General features: G+C 39.9%; 17 protein-coding genes. 9 read left to right on the top strand and 8 right to left on the bottom strand.

The features are described 5' to 3' along the window. Positions 1 to 21 precede the first annotated feature (21 nt). Both PLZ15_09610 and purD read left to right on the top strand, forming a co-directional pair. A complete protein-coding gene (locus tag PLZ15_09610; protein HOI29998.1) occupies positions 22 to 1,302 on the top strand; it encodes a glycosyltransferase in 1,281 nt (426 codons plus the stop codon). Positions 1,303 to 1,306: 4 nt separating this feature from the next. Beyond that, a complete protein-coding gene (gene purD, locus PLZ15_09615) occupies positions 1,307 to 2,587 on the top strand; it encodes a phosphoribosylamine--glycine ligase (protein ID HOI29999.1) in 1,281 nt (426 codons plus the stop codon). On the opposite strand, the gene PLZ15_09620 is transcribed toward purD, so the two are convergent. The 8 genes from PLZ15_09620 to PLZ15_09655 are packed head-to-tail and all read right to left on the bottom strand — an operon-like array spanning position 2,588 to position 10,332. Continuing rightward, a complete protein-coding gene (locus PLZ15_09620) occupies positions 2,588 to 2,938 on the bottom strand; it encodes a histidine triad nucleotide-binding protein (protein ID HOI30000.1) in 351 nt (116 codons plus the stop codon). Positions 2,939 to 2,940: 2 nt separating this feature from the next. Next, complete coding sequence (locus PLZ15_09625) at positions 2,941 to 4,293, bottom strand: sigma-54 dependent transcriptional regulator (protein HOI30001.1); 1,353 nt, start codon at positions 4,291 to 4,293, stop codon at positions 2,941 to 2,943. Continuing rightward, positions 4,290 to 4,946 (bottom strand): hypothetical protein, encoded by a 657-nt coding sequence (locus PLZ15_09630; GenBank protein HOI30002.1) that lies wholly within the window; start codon positions 4,944 to 4,946, stop codon positions 4,290 to 4,292. Before PLZ15_09630 ends, PLZ15_09625 begins: the two co-directional genes overlap by 4 nt. 14 nt (positions 4,947 to 4,960) lie before the next feature. Then, positions 4,961 to 6,616, bottom strand: coding sequence for an acyl-CoA carboxylase subunit beta (locus PLZ15_09635; GenBank protein HOI30003.1), 1,656 nt, complete (start codon positions 6,614 to 6,616; stop codon positions 4,961 to 4,963). 9 nt (positions 6,617 to 6,625) lie between these two features. Further along, entirely contained in the window at positions 6,626 to 7,789 is a 1,164-nt protein-coding gene (locus tag PLZ15_09640; GenBank protein HOI30004.1) for an acyl-CoA dehydrogenase family protein, read from the bottom strand. Continuing rightward, a complete protein-coding gene (gene meaB / locus PLZ15_09645) occupies positions 7,789 to 8,754 on the bottom strand; it encodes a methylmalonyl Co-A mutase-associated GTPase MeaB (protein ID HOI30005.1) in 966 nt (321 codons plus the stop codon). Before meaB ends, PLZ15_09640 begins: the two co-directional genes overlap by 1 nt. 47 nt (positions 8,755 to 8,801) lie before the next feature. Next, positions 8,802 to 9,377, bottom strand: a complete 576-nt coding sequence (gene nadD / locus PLZ15_09650; protein ID HOI30006.1) for a nicotinate-nucleotide adenylyltransferase — start codon at positions 9,375 to 9,377, stop codon at positions 8,802 to 8,804. Then, entirely contained in the window at positions 9,367 to 10,332 is a 966-nt protein-coding gene (locus PLZ15_09655; GenBank protein HOI30007.1) for a PrsW family intramembrane metalloprotease, read from the bottom strand. Before PLZ15_09655 ends, nadD begins: the two co-directional genes overlap by 11 nt. Before the next feature lie 140 nt (positions 10,333 to 10,472). Here PLZ15_09655 and PLZ15_09660 point away from each other — a divergent pair, with 140 nt between their 5' ends. Genes PLZ15_09660 through fabG form a run of 7 tightly spaced genes read left to right on the top strand, consistent with a single transcriptional unit; the run spans position 10,473 to position 15,475 of the window. Continuing rightward, positions 10,473 to 10,970: a DUF177 domain-containing protein gene (locus PLZ15_09660; GenBank protein HOI30008.1), complete on the top strand. Its 498-nt coding sequence runs from the start codon at positions 10,473 to 10,475 to the stop codon at positions 10,968 to 10,970. A gap of 14 nt (positions 10,971 to 10,984) precedes the next feature. After that, positions 10,985 to 11,164 (top strand): 50S ribosomal protein L32, encoded by a 180-nt coding sequence (gene rpmF / locus PLZ15_09665; protein ID HOI30009.1) that lies wholly within the window; start codon positions 10,985 to 10,987, stop codon positions 11,162 to 11,164. Between the two features lie 15 nt (positions 11,165 to 11,179). After that, positions 11,180 to 12,214 (top strand): phosphate acyltransferase PlsX, encoded by a 1,035-nt coding sequence (gene plsX / locus PLZ15_09670; protein ID HOI30010.1) that lies wholly within the window; start codon positions 11,180 to 11,182, stop codon positions 12,212 to 12,214. Beyond that, complete coding sequence (locus PLZ15_09675) at positions 12,198 to 13,205, top strand: beta-ketoacyl-ACP synthase III (GenBank protein HOI30011.1); 1,008 nt, start codon at positions 12,198 to 12,200, stop codon at positions 13,203 to 13,205. Before plsX ends, PLZ15_09675 begins: the two co-directional genes overlap by 17 nt. Next, positions 13,205 to 14,119, top strand: a complete 915-nt coding sequence (gene fabD, locus PLZ15_09680; GenBank protein ID HOI30012.1) for an ACP S-malonyltransferase — start codon at positions 13,205 to 13,207, stop codon at positions 14,117 to 14,119. The genes PLZ15_09675 and fabD overlap by 1 nt, the downstream gene beginning before the upstream one ends. Next, a complete protein-coding gene (locus PLZ15_09685) occupies positions 14,119 to 14,730 on the top strand; it encodes a DUF3109 family protein (GenBank protein HOI30013.1) in 612 nt (203 codons plus the stop codon). The genes fabD and PLZ15_09685 overlap by 1 nt, the downstream gene beginning before the upstream one ends. Next, entirely contained in the window at positions 14,714 to 15,475 is a 762-nt protein-coding gene (gene fabG / locus PLZ15_09690; protein ID HOI30014.1) for a 3-oxoacyl-[acyl-carrier-protein] reductase, read from the top strand. The genes PLZ15_09685 and fabG overlap by 17 nt, the downstream gene beginning before the upstream one ends. Positions 15,476 to 15,498: the final 23 nt, after the last annotated feature.

Below are 15,498 nucleotides of genomic sequence, written 5' to 3' on the forward strand. Positions count from 1 at the left end.
CCCAATTCTTAATTGATAAATATGTTCAAAGTTTTAGTTATTGCTTACTATTATCCGCCCATGGGATTAAGCGGTGTACAGCGCACTCTTAAATTCACAAAGTATATGCCCGGATTCAACTGGGAACCGACGGTTATCACAGCCGGAGATATTGCCTATTATGCTCACGATTTCAGTATGCTAAAAGAAGCCGAAGAGGCCGGTGTAAAAATTATCCGGACCGAATCATACGATCCGAATGCCATTATAGGTAAGAAGTACGGAACCGTTAACATGCCCAAGGAAATTATCCGTAAGGCATTGTCTAATTTTTCTAAAACTTTTTTTATCCCCGATAATAAAAAATCGTGGGCCAAACGTGCATACTTAAAAGCCAGGGAAATTCTATCTAAAGAACATTTCGATATAATTTATGTTACTCTTCCTCCATACAGCGGATTTGTCTATGCTGCAAAGTTGAAAGAGGAATTCGGAGTACCTCTTTTTGTCGATTACAGAGATCTCTGGGTCGATAACCATTTTGCATTTTACCCGACTCCATGGCACCGCATAAAACATAAAAAACTTGAGTATAACTCGCTAAAGGCTTCTAATAAAATAATTGTGATTAACAGAAGGATTAAAGAGAAGCTCCTTACAACCTACAATTTCCTTAATTTTAATGAAATTGTAATTATACCGCACGGTTTCGATCCAGCTGATTTCGAAACAGAAGAGCAGATTATACCCTCATCAAATAAACTGAGATTGACCTATGCAGGTATTTTTTATGAAAGTATTACACCTGTATTTTTACTAAAAGCCTTCAAACAATTATCTACCGAAAGACCCGATATTGCTGCCAAATACGAACTTGAGTTTATTGGATTGCTGCGCAAAGAAAACAAAAAGCTTATTTCCGAGTTAGGACTTACGGGATTTGTTCAGGAACTCGGATATCTCGAACACCACGAAACGGTTAAACGCATTAAACAGAGCAACATATTGTGGATGATGATAGGACATTCAAAAAATTCAGATACTATCTCAACAAGCAAACTATTTGAATACTTCGGATCGAGAAAACCGATACTGGGATGTGTTCCCGACGGAATTGCAAAGAACTCTCTTAAGGAATATGGAGCCGCGTTTATTGTTCCTCCTGACGATGTAAATGAAATAAAGAATAAACTTATCGAAATGCACGACCTCTTTATTAAGAATGAACTCCCTGTACCTAATGAAGAATTTATTCTAAAACATAACCGGATTGCTTTAACAGAACAGCTTACAACTCATTTCCAATTTTATCTGAAGGCCTGAAATTATGAAAGTTGCCATCATCGGTTCAGGCGGCAGAGAACATGCAATTGCGCGTGCCATTTCCAATAGTGATAAGCTTAAAAAATTATTTATCGTTCCCGGTAATCCCGGAACTGCTAATCTGGGAATCAACATTCCGATCAATCCCGATGATCATGATAAAGTTTTAGAATTTTGTAAGGTCGAGCAGATCGACCTTATCGTGATAGGGCCTGAAAAACCGTTAATAGCTGGTCTTTCCGATCTTCTTGTTAATAACGGATTTAATGTTTTTGGACCTTCTGGGGATGCAGCGAGAATTGAGGGAGAAAAATCTTTCGCTAAAGATTTGATGAAAAGATTCAATATCCCCACGGCCTCGTATGAAGTGTTTTCAAAAGAGGAATACGATCGGGTATTAGATTATCTGAAAACCATAAAATATCCCACTGTTGTTAAAGCAGACGGAATAGCAGCCGGAAAAGGTGTTGTTATTGCTGAAAATTATAACGAGGCAGTCCTTGCGGTTAACGATTGTTTTTTAAATTACAGTTTCGGTACTTCCGGCAACAAGATTGTTATTGAAGAATTTATGACCGGACAGGAGACATCTATATTTGCAATTACCGATGGTAAAGAGTTTATATTGTTACCGGCTTCTCAGGATCATAAACGAATCTTCGACGGTGATCTCGGAAAAAACACGGGCGGTATGGGCGCTTTTGCACCAGTACCTAAAGTAACTGATGAATTAATGAAAGTTGTGGGTGATAAGATTATAAAACCAGTTATTGATGCCATGAATTCTATCGGTTCCACATATTCAGGATGCCTCTATTGCGGATTAATGCTTACTAATGAGGGTCCGAAAGTAGTTGAATTCAACTGCCGTTTTGGCGACCCGGAGACCCAGGTTGTTCTTCCTCTCTTGGAAGGGGACTTCCTTCAATTGCTGATGAGTGTTTCTAAAGGTAAAATTGATAAGGATGCTGTCCGTTACAACGGCGGTGCTTCGGTATGTGTGGTTGTTGCTTCAAAAGGTTATCCTGATAAATATCTGAAGGGAATTGAGATAAAAGGAATTGACGCAGTTTATTCGAATGAAATTATTATTTATCACTCAGGTACTAAAGAAGTTGACGGTAAATTAGTAACCGACGGTGGTAGGGTATTTGGCGTTACTTCAATTATTCTGGAAAACGACCTTATAAAGGCGAAGCAAACCGCTTATCAAGCTCTCTCAAAGATTTATTTCGAAGGGATGCAGTTCCGAACGGATATTTCCGATAAAGCTTTCCGGAAATAATCAGCCCGGAGGCCATGTCATCTTGCGGCCGCCAAGTAGATGCATATGTATATGAGGCACTTCCTGCCCTGAATCAGGACCCGAATTTAATACAAGTCTGAATCCGCTCTCAAAAACTCCCAGGTCTTTTGCAATCCTGTTCGCTGCCTCGTATAAATCACCCAGCAGGTTTGAATGATTCTCCTTTGAAATATCCCGTGCAGATTCAATATCGGTTATTTTTGGAATTATTAAAATATGAACAGGGGCTTGCGGACGGATATCCTTAAATGCAAGTACAGAATCAGTTTCATAGACTATTTCGGCCGGAATTTCCTTCCTTATTATTTTAGCAAAAATTGTTTCTCCCATAACTATCCTTTTTCTATTTCATATTTTTTCATTTTCAGGTAGAGATGGCTTCTCTGCATGCCGAGAATCTCTGCTGTTTTGCTAACGTTCCAGTTGTTCAGAGAAAGCTGTTTCAATATAAAAGCCTTCTCCGCCTTCTCTTTAAATTCCTGAAAATTATTTGATGTACTCAAGATTTCGTCCATTGCGGAGGAGGATGCCGGAATGAATGAATTAATCTCCTTCTCGCCGATTGAATCCGACGGAACCATAATCACAATTCTTTCCACAAAGTTTCTAAGTTCTCTTATGTTTCCTTTCCAGCTGAAATTCTGAAGTCCCCGAATTGCAGCCTCGGTCCATCTTTTCTGGCTGAATTTATTCTTCTCACAGATTATTTTCGAGAAATGTTCAACCAAAAGGGGAATATCCTCTTTCCGTTCTCTAAGAGGCGGGACGTGAATAGGAATTACATTCAATCTGTGAAATAGGTCCTCCCTGAAATTCCCTTTTCCGATTTCGGAATTCAGGTCTTTGTTTGTTGCAGAAATAATCCTTACATCAACATTTATTTTTGATGATCCTCCGACTCTCTCAATTCTGCCTTCTTCAATTGCTCTCAGGACTTTAGCCTGGGATTGAAGACTCATATCGCCAATTTCATCGAGGAAAAGATTTCCGCCATCGGCAAGTTCGAATTTACCGATTCTTTGCTTTACAGCGCCGGTAAAAGACCCTTTCTCGTGGCCGAACAATTCAGATTCGATCAGCTCGTGAGGAATAGCCGCGCAGTTAACTTCAACAAGCTCTTTATTGCTCCGGTCGCTCTGTTTATGAATTTCCTGTGCAACAAGCTCTTTACCCGTTCCGTTTTCGCCGGTAATTAGTATTCGGGCATCTGTTCGTGCTACCCTCGAAATCGTTTCTAAAATGTTTTTAATAACCGGACTGCTGCCGATTATTACATCGGTAGCGGATAATTCTTTTTTAAGCTTTTTATTCTCCTTTAAGAGGCTCAATTGTTCTACAGCATTACGTACGGAGATTAAAAGTTTATCACGGTCAATCGGTTTCTCAAGAAAGTCGAATGCCCCCAGTTTTGTTGCTGTAACAGCGTTCTGAACACTTGCGTGCGCGGAAATCATAATTACTTTAATATCATTCCCTTTTTCCTTCAGCCAGCTTAAAATCTCAAATCCGTTTTTACCGGGTATCTGAATATCGAGAAGAAGTGCATCGTAATTTCCGAACTCGAGTTTTTGCATTCCCTTGGCAGAGTCGGTAGTATAATCCACTGAATAGTCTTCATACTCAAGAATCATCTTAATGCTTTCGCAAATTTCCTTTTCATCATCGATAACTAGTATTAATTTCATTGTCTCATCCTGAAATAAAATAGTTGATATACATTTAAGACGGAGGAAGGGAGTAATGAGTTGTTTTCTTTAACTGATTCGGCGAACAGTTCACCGAGGTGATTAGTAATTATGTCAAGGTTACTGTAGCCGCCTTCAATGAATAATCCTTCTTCCACTGTCTCTACAAAAATACCCATAAATTTAGATAAATTAAAAAATCCGAAATTATACCTGAGAAATGCATTACCGAAGAAGTGGGCAAGCTTGTCTTTATCGCTGAACTCGGTTTCGGGTGAATTAAAGAAAATATTCTTGGGTAGATTTTTTACTTTGGTTTTGAAAACGGATTCAGGGGGAGACGGCAGTGGAATCATGAGTTCGGAACCAAAAAGGAATCGGGTCCTGATCCTGTTGAATGGTAAACATGCAAATGTTAGTGCCAGCAGCGCTTCGGAAATATCACCGTCGTAAAAATCATATGCTTTCCGGTAAATAAGATCCACCAGTTCCGGATCATTATGGTTCTTTCTTAATTCGGCAAATTGATCTGAAGCAATGAATTCCGATAGATAGAAGAGTCCCCCGTAAAAACTTTTATCATAATTATTCTGAAAACAGTATGATGCGGGAATGAAAAGAAATATAGAAACTGAAAGAAATAATTTTCTCAAAATATTCCCGGTTTCTAAGTTTGAATTACACCAGTAGAAAATTTATTTATAACGGGATTATTATCCGCACATTCGATAGACATTGAAATATAGTCTCTTGTAAGTGCCGGATCTATAATCTCATCAATCCACAACCGTGCGGCAGCGTAAAGTGGAGAATTCTTTTCCTCATACGACTGAATAACCTCTTTAAGAAGTTTCTCTTTCTGTTCGGAAGTAAATTCGCGTCCCGATTTTTCCATCTGCTTGACTTTAATATCAAGGAGAACGCTGCTTGCCTGTGCGCCGCCCATCACGGCAATTTTAGAATTCGGATACGCGAAAATAAATCTTGGATCGTAAGCCTTCCCGCACATCGCATAATTACCGGCACCGTAACTGTTGCCGATTATGACGGTTATTTTGGGCACAACAGAATTTGCAACCGCATTAACCATCTTTGCGCCGTCTTTTATTATTCCTCCGTGTTCGGCTTTGCTGCCAACCATAAATCCTGTAACATCCTGCAGGAATACAAGCGGGATTTTTTTCTGATTGCAATTCATTATAAATCTTGTCGCCTTATCTGCGCTGTCGGAATAGATTACTCCGCCTATCTGCATTTCACCTTTTTCGGTCTTAACGACATTTCTTTGATTTGCCACAATACCAACAGCCCATCCGTCAATTCTTGCATAAGCCGTTATGAGAGATTTTCCGTAGCCCGCCTTATACTCGTCAATTTCCGAGTTGTCTACTAACCTGGCAATGAGTTCGTAAGTATCATATGGTTTTGTCGTATCCTCGGGAAGTATGCTGTAAATATCCCCGGGGGAATATTCCGGCGGTGCCGGAGTTATTCTGTTGAATCCGGCTGACTCGTTAGCCCCGTATTTACCGACAAGGCTTCTAATCTGGAGAAGGCACTCCTGATCATTTTTCATAATATAATCTGTTACGCCTGAAATATTCGATTGGACGCGTGCGCCACCGAGATTTTCGTTGTCTATGTCCTCGCCAATAGCTGCTTTAACCAGATGTGAACCGGCAAGGAAAACCGATCCTTCTCCTTCAACTATTAATGCCTCATCACTCATGATAGGGAGGTAAGCGCCGCCTGCAACACAAGGTCCCATGATCGCAGCGATCTGCGGAATTCCCATTGAAGACATAAACGCATTATTCCTGAATATTCTTCCGAAGTGTTCTTTATCAGGGAATATTTCATCCTGAAGCGGAAGAAACACTCCCGCACTATCCACAAGATAGATTATTGGAAGTCTGTTCTCAATCGCGATCTCCTGAGCTCGTAGATTCTTTTTAGCGGTAATAGGAAACCATGCACCGGCTTTTACAGTGGCATCGTTTGCAACAATTACAAAATTTTTCCCGTTTATCTTACCAATACCGTAAACCGTTCCTGAAGATGGGGCTCCGCCGTATTCCTGGTACATTCCGTAGGCCGCGAGCGTGCTTAATTCAAAAAATTTTGAATCCTTATCTGTCAATTGATCAATTCTCTCGCGGGCAGTCAGTTTTCCTTTTTCATGCTGACGTTCGACGGCGTTTTTACCGCCTCCTTGCCGGGCAGTATCCTTTGCGGCTTCAACTTTCCGTAATATGTTTTTTTGAAAATCTTCTTTACGAAGTGTCGATTCATTTTGAATTATCGGGCTGCCGATTCGCTTCATCTGATCTCCTTAGTCCTTAAGAAGGTTTCTTGCGAGAACAATTCTTTGCACTTCCGAAGTCCCCTCACCGATTGTAAGCAGTTTAACATCCCTGTAGAATTTTTCTACCGGATAGTCTTTTACAAATCCGTAACCGCCGAAAATCTGAACGGCTTCGTTTGCGGCTTTCACTGCAATTTCGCTTGCAAATAGCTTTGCCTTTACTGCCGCCATGGTTGAATCCTGTCCGGAATCTTTTAGAAAAGCTGCCTTATAAGCTAAAAGCCGTGCGGCCTGTATGTCAGTTGCCATCTCGGAGAGTTTAAACTGGATTCCCTGGAATTCGGAGATAGACCTGTTAAACTGTTTCCTCTCTTTTGAATAAGCGATTGAAGATTCAAGACAACCTTCAGCAAGTCCAACACTTAATGCCGCAATAGAAATTCTTCCGCCTTCCAGAATTTTCATTGCCTGAAGAAATCCTTCGCCTTCATTCCCGATCAGGTTTTGCTTTGGGACTTTACAATTCTCCATCAGGAGCTGGGTTGTTTCGCTGGCCCGCATGCCAAGTTTATTCTCTTTTTTACCTGCGCTGAAACCCTCGAATCCTTTTTCAATAACAAATGCAGAGATTCCTTTCTTACCTTTGGATTTATCTGTAATTGCCATAACAACTGCTGTTTTTCCCGAAGCGCCGTGCGTAATAAAATTTTTGGTACCGTTCAGAATATAATAGTCTCCGTCAGGCATTGCAGTGGTTTGCATTGCGCCTGCATCGCTGCCAGAAGACGGTTCGGTCAATCCCCAGGCTCCAATAACTTTGCCAGATGCAAGGTCGGGCAGATACTTCCTTTTCAATTCCTCGTTAGCATGCATAAGTATATGGTTTGTACAGAGTCCATTATGTGCGGCAACGGAGAGAGCAAATGAGGGATCGATTCTCGCAAGCTCCTCTACCACAATTGAATATTCGGTGTAGCCGAGTCCTGCTCCGCCGTATTCTTCAGGGACGAGAATACCGAGGAATCCGAGTTCTCCGAGCTGCTGAAGGATTTCAATCGGGAATTTCTGCGACTCGTCGTATTCCATTACCACCGGTTTAATGACATTTTCTGCGAAATCCCTGATTGTATCTCTGATAGTTTTCTGATCTTCGGTCAATTCTATTGTATGATTGTTTCCGGTTAATTCCATTATTTACCTGCCTCAGCTTTATTCTTAAAATTTTTGTAAAGGTTTTCTGCAACCTGGTAAGGGGAGATTGTACCTTCAAGAACATTTTTAAGAGATTCTTTTAATAAATTCTCACGCTCTTTAACCCAGAGTTCCCCCTGAATAAATGTCTCAACAATCTCCTTAATTCTCAATTTATAATTCTCTTCCCGCTTTTCCTTAAGAAGATTATTCGATACGAGATAATTCCGGTGTCGATCTATTTCTTCTTTGATCTCTTTAGTCCCCACATTTTCTGATGCTATACATTTTATAATATTGGGAAGCCAGTCGTTTACTTCGTGATCTTTAAGCATTAGGATAGTTTTTAAAGCTGTTAAAGCTGAATCGGATCCGGGACGGTCGCTTTTATTTAGCACAAAGAAATCGGCTATTTCCATAAGTCCGGCTTTCATTGCCTGAATAGAATCGCCTGATTCAGGTACAAGTACCACAATGGTAGTATCGGCGGTTTTTGCAATATCAAGTTCGGATTGTCCGACTCCAACTGTTTCGAAAATTATATAATCATAACCGGCAGCATCCAGCACATCGGCGGCGTCAATTGTCTTCTTGCTTAATCCTCCAAGACTACCCCTGGTTGCCATACTTCTTATAAAAACTCCTTCATCGTTACCGATATCCGTCATTCTTACCCTGTCGCCAAGAAGAGCTCCGCCTGTAAAAGGACTTGTAGGGTCCACAGCTATGATTGCAACTTTGAAATTATTTTTCCTGTAAAATTTAGCTAGCTGATTGGTCAGTGTCGATTTACCGGCTCCGGGAGGTCCTGTAATTCCGATTCTATATGCATTACCTGTTTTCTTATGAAGTTCTTTTAGTAATTCAGTCGAATTAGAGTTGTTGGATTCAACTATACTGATAGCTCTTGAAACGAAACGTTTTTCATTATTAAAAATCTTTTCTACCAACTGATTCTGGTTCATTTTAATCTTTGTTTACTAAGGTTGTTTGAATGATGAAATAGAATTAATTAACGGTATAATTTCTTTTCATAAATATATTTTTTAACCGGTTCAGGAACAAGAAAATCGATCGTCCTTCCTCGGCTTATACGGTCCCTTATATCAGTTGAAGAGATTTCAATTGTCGGTGTATCAAGTATAACGGCAGAATCGAAAAACCGGTTTCTTTCATCGATAATATCAGTTTTTCTCTTTATAACAATTAAGCGGGCAAGTTTTATTATCTCGTCCGGATTATTCCATTTTTCAAAAACAAGCAGATTATCGTAGCCGATTATCAGTTCTATTTCATCGTAATTACCGGAAAAGTGTTTTAGAGTATCGTACGTGTATGAAATGTCGCCTTTTAGAATTTCATAATCGGAAAATTCGAGATAGGGGATATTTTCAACCGCAAGTTTTACCATGTTTAAACGATGTACTCCGGAAGTAATTTTCTGACCGGTTTTGTGAGGGGAAATATGACAGGGTATGAAGATAATCCGGTTTAGATTCCTTTGCTCAAGTACATACTGAGCGAGAATGAGATGTCCGGTATGCACCGGATCAAAACTTCCGCCAAAAATTCCAATCCTATTTTTCATCTGATACCGGGTGATTGAACGCCATTAAATTACGAATTAATTCACGAAGCTGTTCAACTTCAAATTCCGAAACGGATTTAAGATATCCGGAACTGTTCCTGCTCTGCATTTTTTTGAATGCAAGATGAATCGCCGCCCTAAAATACTGTTTCCGGATTCTTTCATCAATCCATCCTTTTTTTAAGCGGAAAGAGGAACTGATAATATTTATATGGTCGACTGGCAAGTTTAATAATTCAAATTCCTCTTTCAATTCGTGCTCTATTATTTCTTTCTCTTTTTTGATTGCGTATTTGAACAGGAGAAAGAAAAAGAATGTGAGAATTATCATAAAAACAAAACCGTAGTAAAAAGTAGTGTCGAAGCTGACTGTAAAATTCCATAAAAAGTGAAAGAGAATCGCCAGGAACAGACCGGCTATAGGGAGCAAACTCTTTGAACTTTTCAGATTGAATTTCGCCATTCCTAAAAACGCGCCGAAAGTTGCTGTGGATATGCAATGCATTACTGCTGAAAAACCTGAACGGATAATTACAAGAAAAATCCATTCAGAGAATGTCTCGCCGTAGGTTATAAAATATGTGAAGTTCTCCGTCATTCCGAATCCGAGACCGATGGCTCCGCCGTAGACAAGTCCGTCGGTTATATTATCAAACTTTCTGGATTTAACAGAAAAGAAAAGAAACAAGCCTTTTGCAATTTCTTCGGAGACCGGGGCAAACAGAATTGTCTGTATCAGCGAAATATCAGGATTGCTTTCGTCGGTATAACCGGTAAATGACCCCAGCAAAATCGAACCGAGAATTCCAAGCAGTATGGCACCGAAAGCACCCCATAGGAAATGGATTATAAGGAATTGGAACGGCTCACGGTCATATTTATCCATCCGCCAAATAATTATTAGATAGATTATCATCGGGATTACAGCGGCAACCAAAGAGGCATTTACAGGCATTTTTTGAGCTCATTTAGTTTGTTTATAATGGGATAAAGGGAAAATATCAAGTTATCTCTTATATTCACTTATTTAAGCAATTCTTGATTATAAATGAATTGGTAACTATATTTTGACCCAATTTTTTGCTCTTTGTTAAAATGATAATAAAATATACAAATTTTTCCGACGGCATCCATAAGTTAGAATTCGATGAACCCGTCGAAAAAGTGGGTCTAGAGAATCTATTCTTCGGGAATGTGCTGGTTGACTGCCGTATGGATAAATCGCAGCACCAGATTGTTCTCAATTGCGAGGCAACTGTTAATTCCAGGTTTTTGTGCGATCGATGTAATTCGGAATATGAATCGAAAATTAACACCGTATTTCAACTCAGCTATATTTTTTCGAAGAGTATTCAACAATCCGATGATTTTAATGTAAAGTATCTTTCTCCGGAACAGGATAAGATTGATATAAGCAAGGATGTGTATGAGTATACGGAAATCGCGATTCCGATGAAAAAACTCTGCAGCGAGGAATGTAAAGGTTTATGCCCCGTTTGCGGTAAAAACCTGAACCTGAAGAAATGTAATTGTCATATTGAAATAAATAACGATATTTGGGAACCATTAAAAAAATTGAAATCTAATAACTAAACAAAGGTTAAACGATGCCGAATCCGAAACGCAAGATGTCTAAGAGTAGAAGAGATAAACGCAGAACACATTACAAGGCAACTGTTCCTACCTTAAGCCGTTGTTCTAACTGCGGTGAATTGAAACTTAGCCACAGGGCGTGCCCGAGCTGCGGTTATTATGCCGGCAGATCTATGTTCGTACCAGAATCCTAATATTCTATCTTTTAGATGACTAATAATCAGACTGACATTAAGTGTGTAATTGCAGTTGATGCTATGGGGGGCGACTATGCCCCTAAGAATGTTTTATTAGGCGCACTAGAAGCATACAATAAATCGCGCGACTTCGACCTTATTCTGGTTGGCGACAAAGAGAAGCTCTTAAAAGTTGCCGAAGAAGAGAAGATAAGTCTCGATGAAAGATTGATCTACCATACATCTCAGGTTATTGAGATGGGGGATACTCCTACAACTGCCATAAAGAGTAAACAGGATTCCTCCATTGTAGTTGGAGCCCGACTTGTAAAGGAGAAGAAAGCCCACGCATTTGTAAGTGCAGGTAATACCGGCGCCATGATGGCTGCATCCACATTAATTATGGGACGTATTCAAGGTGTAGGACGACCTACAATAGGCGCTTCATTCCCGACATCCCAGAACAAATTCTGCCTTTTATTTGATGTGGGAGCCAGTGTAGACAGTAAACCGCAGCACCTATTTGAATATGCTGTGATGGGATCAATCTTTGCCAGGGAAATATTTGATACGGCTTCACCTTCTATTGGTGTTCTCAGTGTCGGTGAAGAGGAAGCTAAGGGGAGTGAACTTTCGCTGGCCGCATTCAAACTGCTTAAGGAGTCTAAACTCAATTTTGTCGGGAATGTTGAAGGAAGAGATATACTGAAAGGCGGTGTGGATGTGATTGTTTGTGATGGTTTCATCGGGAACATCGTTCTTAAATTCGGCGAGAGTGTTCTAACTCTTCTTAAATCCCGTGTAAAAGATTATTCTAAAAAAGGTTTACTTAATAAAATCTACGCATTGATTGTAAAAAAAGTTTTAAAAGCCTCACTAAGCGATATGGATTACCAGACTCATGGAGGTGTTCCGCTTCTGGGTGTTAATGGTATCAGTATTATTGGTCATGGCTCGAGTACTCCGCTCGCTATTAAGAATATGGTTTTGAGAGCCAAAGAAATGCACGATAAAAATTTAATTCAGAAATTTCAGGAAGCATTAAAAGATTATGCCGTTACAAGATAAAAAGTTTAACGCAGCAATTACTGCTGTCGGTATGTATGTACCGGAAAAAATATTAGACAATAAGTATTTCGAATCGATAGTTGATACTAATGACGAATGGATTGTCACTCGTACCGGGATTAAAGAACGTCATATCATCGAGAACGGCGCTACAAGCGATATGGCCGCATTCGCAATTCAGGACCTGATGAAAAATTCCTCCCTTAAACCCGAAGAAATCGAAGTAATAATCGTTGCGACTGTTACACCGGATATGTTTTTCCCTTCAACTGCCTGCTTGATTCAGGAAAAAATAGGAGCCAAAAAGGCATGGGGTTTCGATCTTTCTGCGGCTTGTTCGGGCTTTCTCTTTGCTCTTGAAACCGGCACTAAGATGATTGAAAGCGGAGCTTATAAAAAGGTAGTTGTAGTCGGCTCCGACAAAATGAGCTCAATAACAGATTATACCGACCGTAATAATTGCATATTATTTGGTGATCTTGCATCTGCAGTTCTTTTAGAACCTACTGAGGATCTTAATTACGGAATTAAAGACTCCATCCTTTACGTAGACGGAACTGGAAAAGATAATTTATATATGAAAGGCGGCGGAAGTCTGCGACCGGCTTCTCACGAAACTGTGGATAATAAATGGCATTACATCTACCAGGACGGTAAAGCTGTCTTTAAAGTCGCTGTTAAAGGTATGGCCGACGTATCTTATGAAATAATGAAGAAAAATAATCTTAAGTCAGAAGATATTGCCTATTTAGTACCTCATCAGGCAAATCTTAGAATCATAGACGCAACCGCCGAACGTATGGGTCTATCTAAAGACAAGGTAATGATCAATATCGACCGGTATGGTAACACTACTGCGGCAACTATTCCTTCCTGTATAACTGAATATTATAGGAACGGAAAAATTAAAAAGGGCGACAACCTGGTTCTCTCCGCTTTCGGTGCCGGTTATACATGGGGCGCTATTTATCTTACCTGGAGCATTGATTAGTGGGAAAAACCGCATTCATATTCCCGGGCCAGGGCTCTCAATATGTTGGTATGGCCAGAGATATTTACGATAATTCCGTTGAAGCCAGGGAAATGCTTAAGACTGCCGAAGAAGCTATCGGAGTTTCCTTATCCCATATTATGTTTAACGGGCCGGAAGAATCATTAAAGCAGACCGATATAACACAACTGGCGATCTTTGTGCATAGTGTCATACTTTCAAGTTTAATAAGAACTCTCCAGCCGGAAATGGTAGCCGGGCATTCACTTGGCGAGTACTCAGCATTGGTATCGGCCGGTTCAATTCAGTTTTATGATGCCGTTAAACTTGTTCATACTCGCGGAAGGGCCATGCTTCAAGCCGGTATTGAACAACCCGGAACTATGGCAGCCGTTGTAGGACTTTTGCCCGATAAGCTCGAACAAATCTGTTCAGAAGCTTCCTCCAAAGGAATTGTTCAGTGTGCAAATTTTAATTCGCCGGGACAGATAGTAATTTCCGGTTCAGTTGAAGGCGTTAAAGCCGCAATGGAGATTTCTAAAAGAGAAGGAGCTAAACTTGTTAAAGAACTGGTTGTCAGCGGCGCTTTTCATTCTCCTTTAATGGCCTCGGCAAAAGATGCATTGCAAATTAAACTTGATGTTACTCCGTTTTATGATGCAAGAATTCCTGTTTACACAAATGTAACCGCCCAACCCGTAACTGATAAACATCTGATTAAAAATTTTCTTTTCGAACAGCTCTCTAAACCTGTCAGGTGGGAAGAGACTATCTTAAATATGATTAACGATGGAGCTGACACGTTTTATGAAATAGGACCGGGAAAAGTATTGCAGGGGCTGGTTAAAAGAATTAATCCGGATGCTCAGATTTTCGGTATTGATAAATTCAGTGATGTAGAAAGGTTTTTGTAATGAATAATAAATTTGCCAGGAAGATCAATGGATTGTATATCGATCCTCAGATTTTCACAGTTAAGTTTGTAAAAGCATGCGATGTCTGTATCTGCAGCGGCGAATGCTGTTACTACGGAGTTTATACCGACAAAAAAGAATATGAAAAAATCCTGAGTGTTAAAGAAAGAATTATTCAGGCTATGGATGATTCTCAGATTAAAGATGTAGATAAATGGTTTGAGGAACCTGAAGCTGATCCTGATTTCGAATCCGGTGTCGCCGTTGGTACTGAAGTCTACAACGGTAAATGTGTCTTTCTTGATAAACAGGGGTTCTGCACTCTCCAGAAAATGGCGATTCAGGAGGGAGAATACAAGTGGAAATATAAACCGTTGTATTGTATATTATTCCCGCTCGTTATTTTTGAAGGTGCTCTTACAGTTGATGACGAACATATTAACAGGATGCATTATTGCAATTTAAAACAGAATCAGACTGTTTCCATATTTGAGCATAGTAAAGAAGAAATCAGATATCTGCTGGGTGAAAAAGGATTTGAAGAATTGCTTCAATATAAAGATGAATATCTAAATTCAATTAAGGAAGTTAAAATTGCAGTCGAAAAATAAGAGAGCGATTGTTACCGGCGGAACCCGTGGAATTGGTAAGGCAATAGTTAAAGAATTAGCTTCTAAGAGCTGCTGCGGCGTCCTCTTCTCGGATGTTGCTTTCATTTATAACAGCTGTGATGAATGTGCAGCGGAAATTGAAAGAGAAATCGGAAGCCTCGATACAAAAATTATTGGATTTAAAGCCGACGCTACTTCTCTGGAAGCCGCTCAGGATACGGTTAATGCTGCTATTGAGAAATTGGGAGGCGTCGATATTCTTATAAATAATGCCGGTATTACACGCGATAACCTGCTTCTCAGAATGTCTGAAAAAGAATGGGATGATGTTATCAATGTTAATCTTAAAAGCGTTTTTAATTATACCAAAGCGGTTCTGAAACACATGGTTAACCAGCGGTATGGAAGAATCGTCAATATCGCTTCGGTTGTCGGCCTAATCGGTAACGCCGGACAGGCAAACTATGCCGCTTCAAAGGCAGGTATTGTCGGTTTTACTAAATCGATTGCAAGAGAGGTTGCTTCACGTAATATTACTGTTAATTGTGTAGCGCCCGGTTTTATTGAGACCGATATGACTAAAAGTTTGAATGACAAACAGAGAGAAATTCTCTCCCAGACAATTCCAATGAAAAGAATGGGGAAACCTGAAGATATTGCACGCGTTGTTGGTTTTCTCTGCGGGCCGGATGCTGATTATATAACCGGACAGGTTATTGCAGTAGACGGCGGAATGACAATGTAATTAATTATCTAATTAATAATTAT

It is taken from the genome of Melioribacteraceae bacterium (genome assembly GCA_035362835.1).
GTDB lineage: Bacteria > Bacteroidota > Ignavibacteria > Ignavibacteriales > Melioribacteraceae > DSXH01.

What these genes read in the sequence shown, in the direction of transcription:
- PLZ15_09660 (HOI30008.1), top strand. Translation starts at nt 10,473, where the DNA reads ATGATAATAAAATATACAAATTTTTCCGACGGCATCCATAAGTTAGAA.
- PLZ15_09625 (HOI30001.1), bottom strand. Translation starts at nt 4,293, where the DNA reads ATGAAATTAATACTAGTTATCGATGATGAAAAGGAAATTTGCGAAAGC.
- PLZ15_09675 (HOI30011.1), top strand. Translation starts at nt 12,198, where the DNA reads ATGCCGTTACAAGATAAAAAGTTTAACGCAGCAATTACTGCTGTCGGT.
- PLZ15_09620 (HOI30000.1), bottom strand. Translation starts at nt 2,938, where the DNA reads ATGGGAGAAACAATTTTTGCTAAAATAATAAGGAAGGAAATTCCGGCC.
- PLZ15_09640 (HOI30004.1), bottom strand. Translation starts at nt 7,789, where the DNA reads ATGGAATTAACCGGAAACAATCATACAATAGAATTGACCGAAGATCAG.
- meaB (HOI30005.1), bottom strand. Translation starts at nt 8,754, where the DNA reads ATGAACCAGAATCAGTTGGTAGAAAAGATTTTTAATAATGAAAAACGT.
- rpmF (HOI30009.1), top strand. Translation starts at nt 10,985, where the DNA reads ATGCCGAATCCGAAACGCAAGATGTCTAAGAGTAGAAGAGATAAACGC.
- plsX (HOI30010.1), top strand. Translation starts at nt 11,180, where the DNA reads ATGACTAATAATCAGACTGACATTAAGTGTGTAATTGCAGTTGATGCT.
- nadD (HOI30006.1), bottom strand. Translation starts at nt 9,377, where the DNA reads ATGAAAAATAGGATTGGAATTTTTGGCGGAAGTTTTGATCCGGTGCAT.
- PLZ15_09610 (HOI29998.1), top strand. Translation starts at nt 22, where the DNA reads ATGTTCAAAGTTTTAGTTATTGCTTACTATTATCCGCCCATGGGATTA.
- PLZ15_09635 (HOI30003.1), bottom strand. Translation starts at nt 6,616, where the DNA reads ATGAAGCGAATCGGCAGCCCGATAATTCAAAATGAATCGACACTTCGT.
- PLZ15_09685 (HOI30013.1), top strand. Translation starts at nt 14,119, where the DNA reads ATGAATAATAAATTTGCCAGGAAGATCAATGGATTGTATATCGATCCT.
- PLZ15_09655 (HOI30007.1), bottom strand. Translation starts at nt 10,332, where the DNA reads ATGCCTGTAAATGCCTCTTTGGTTGCCGCTGTAATCCCGATGATAATC.
- purD (HOI29999.1), top strand. Translation starts at nt 1,307, where the DNA reads ATGAAAGTTGCCATCATCGGTTCAGGCGGCAGAGAACATGCAATTGCG.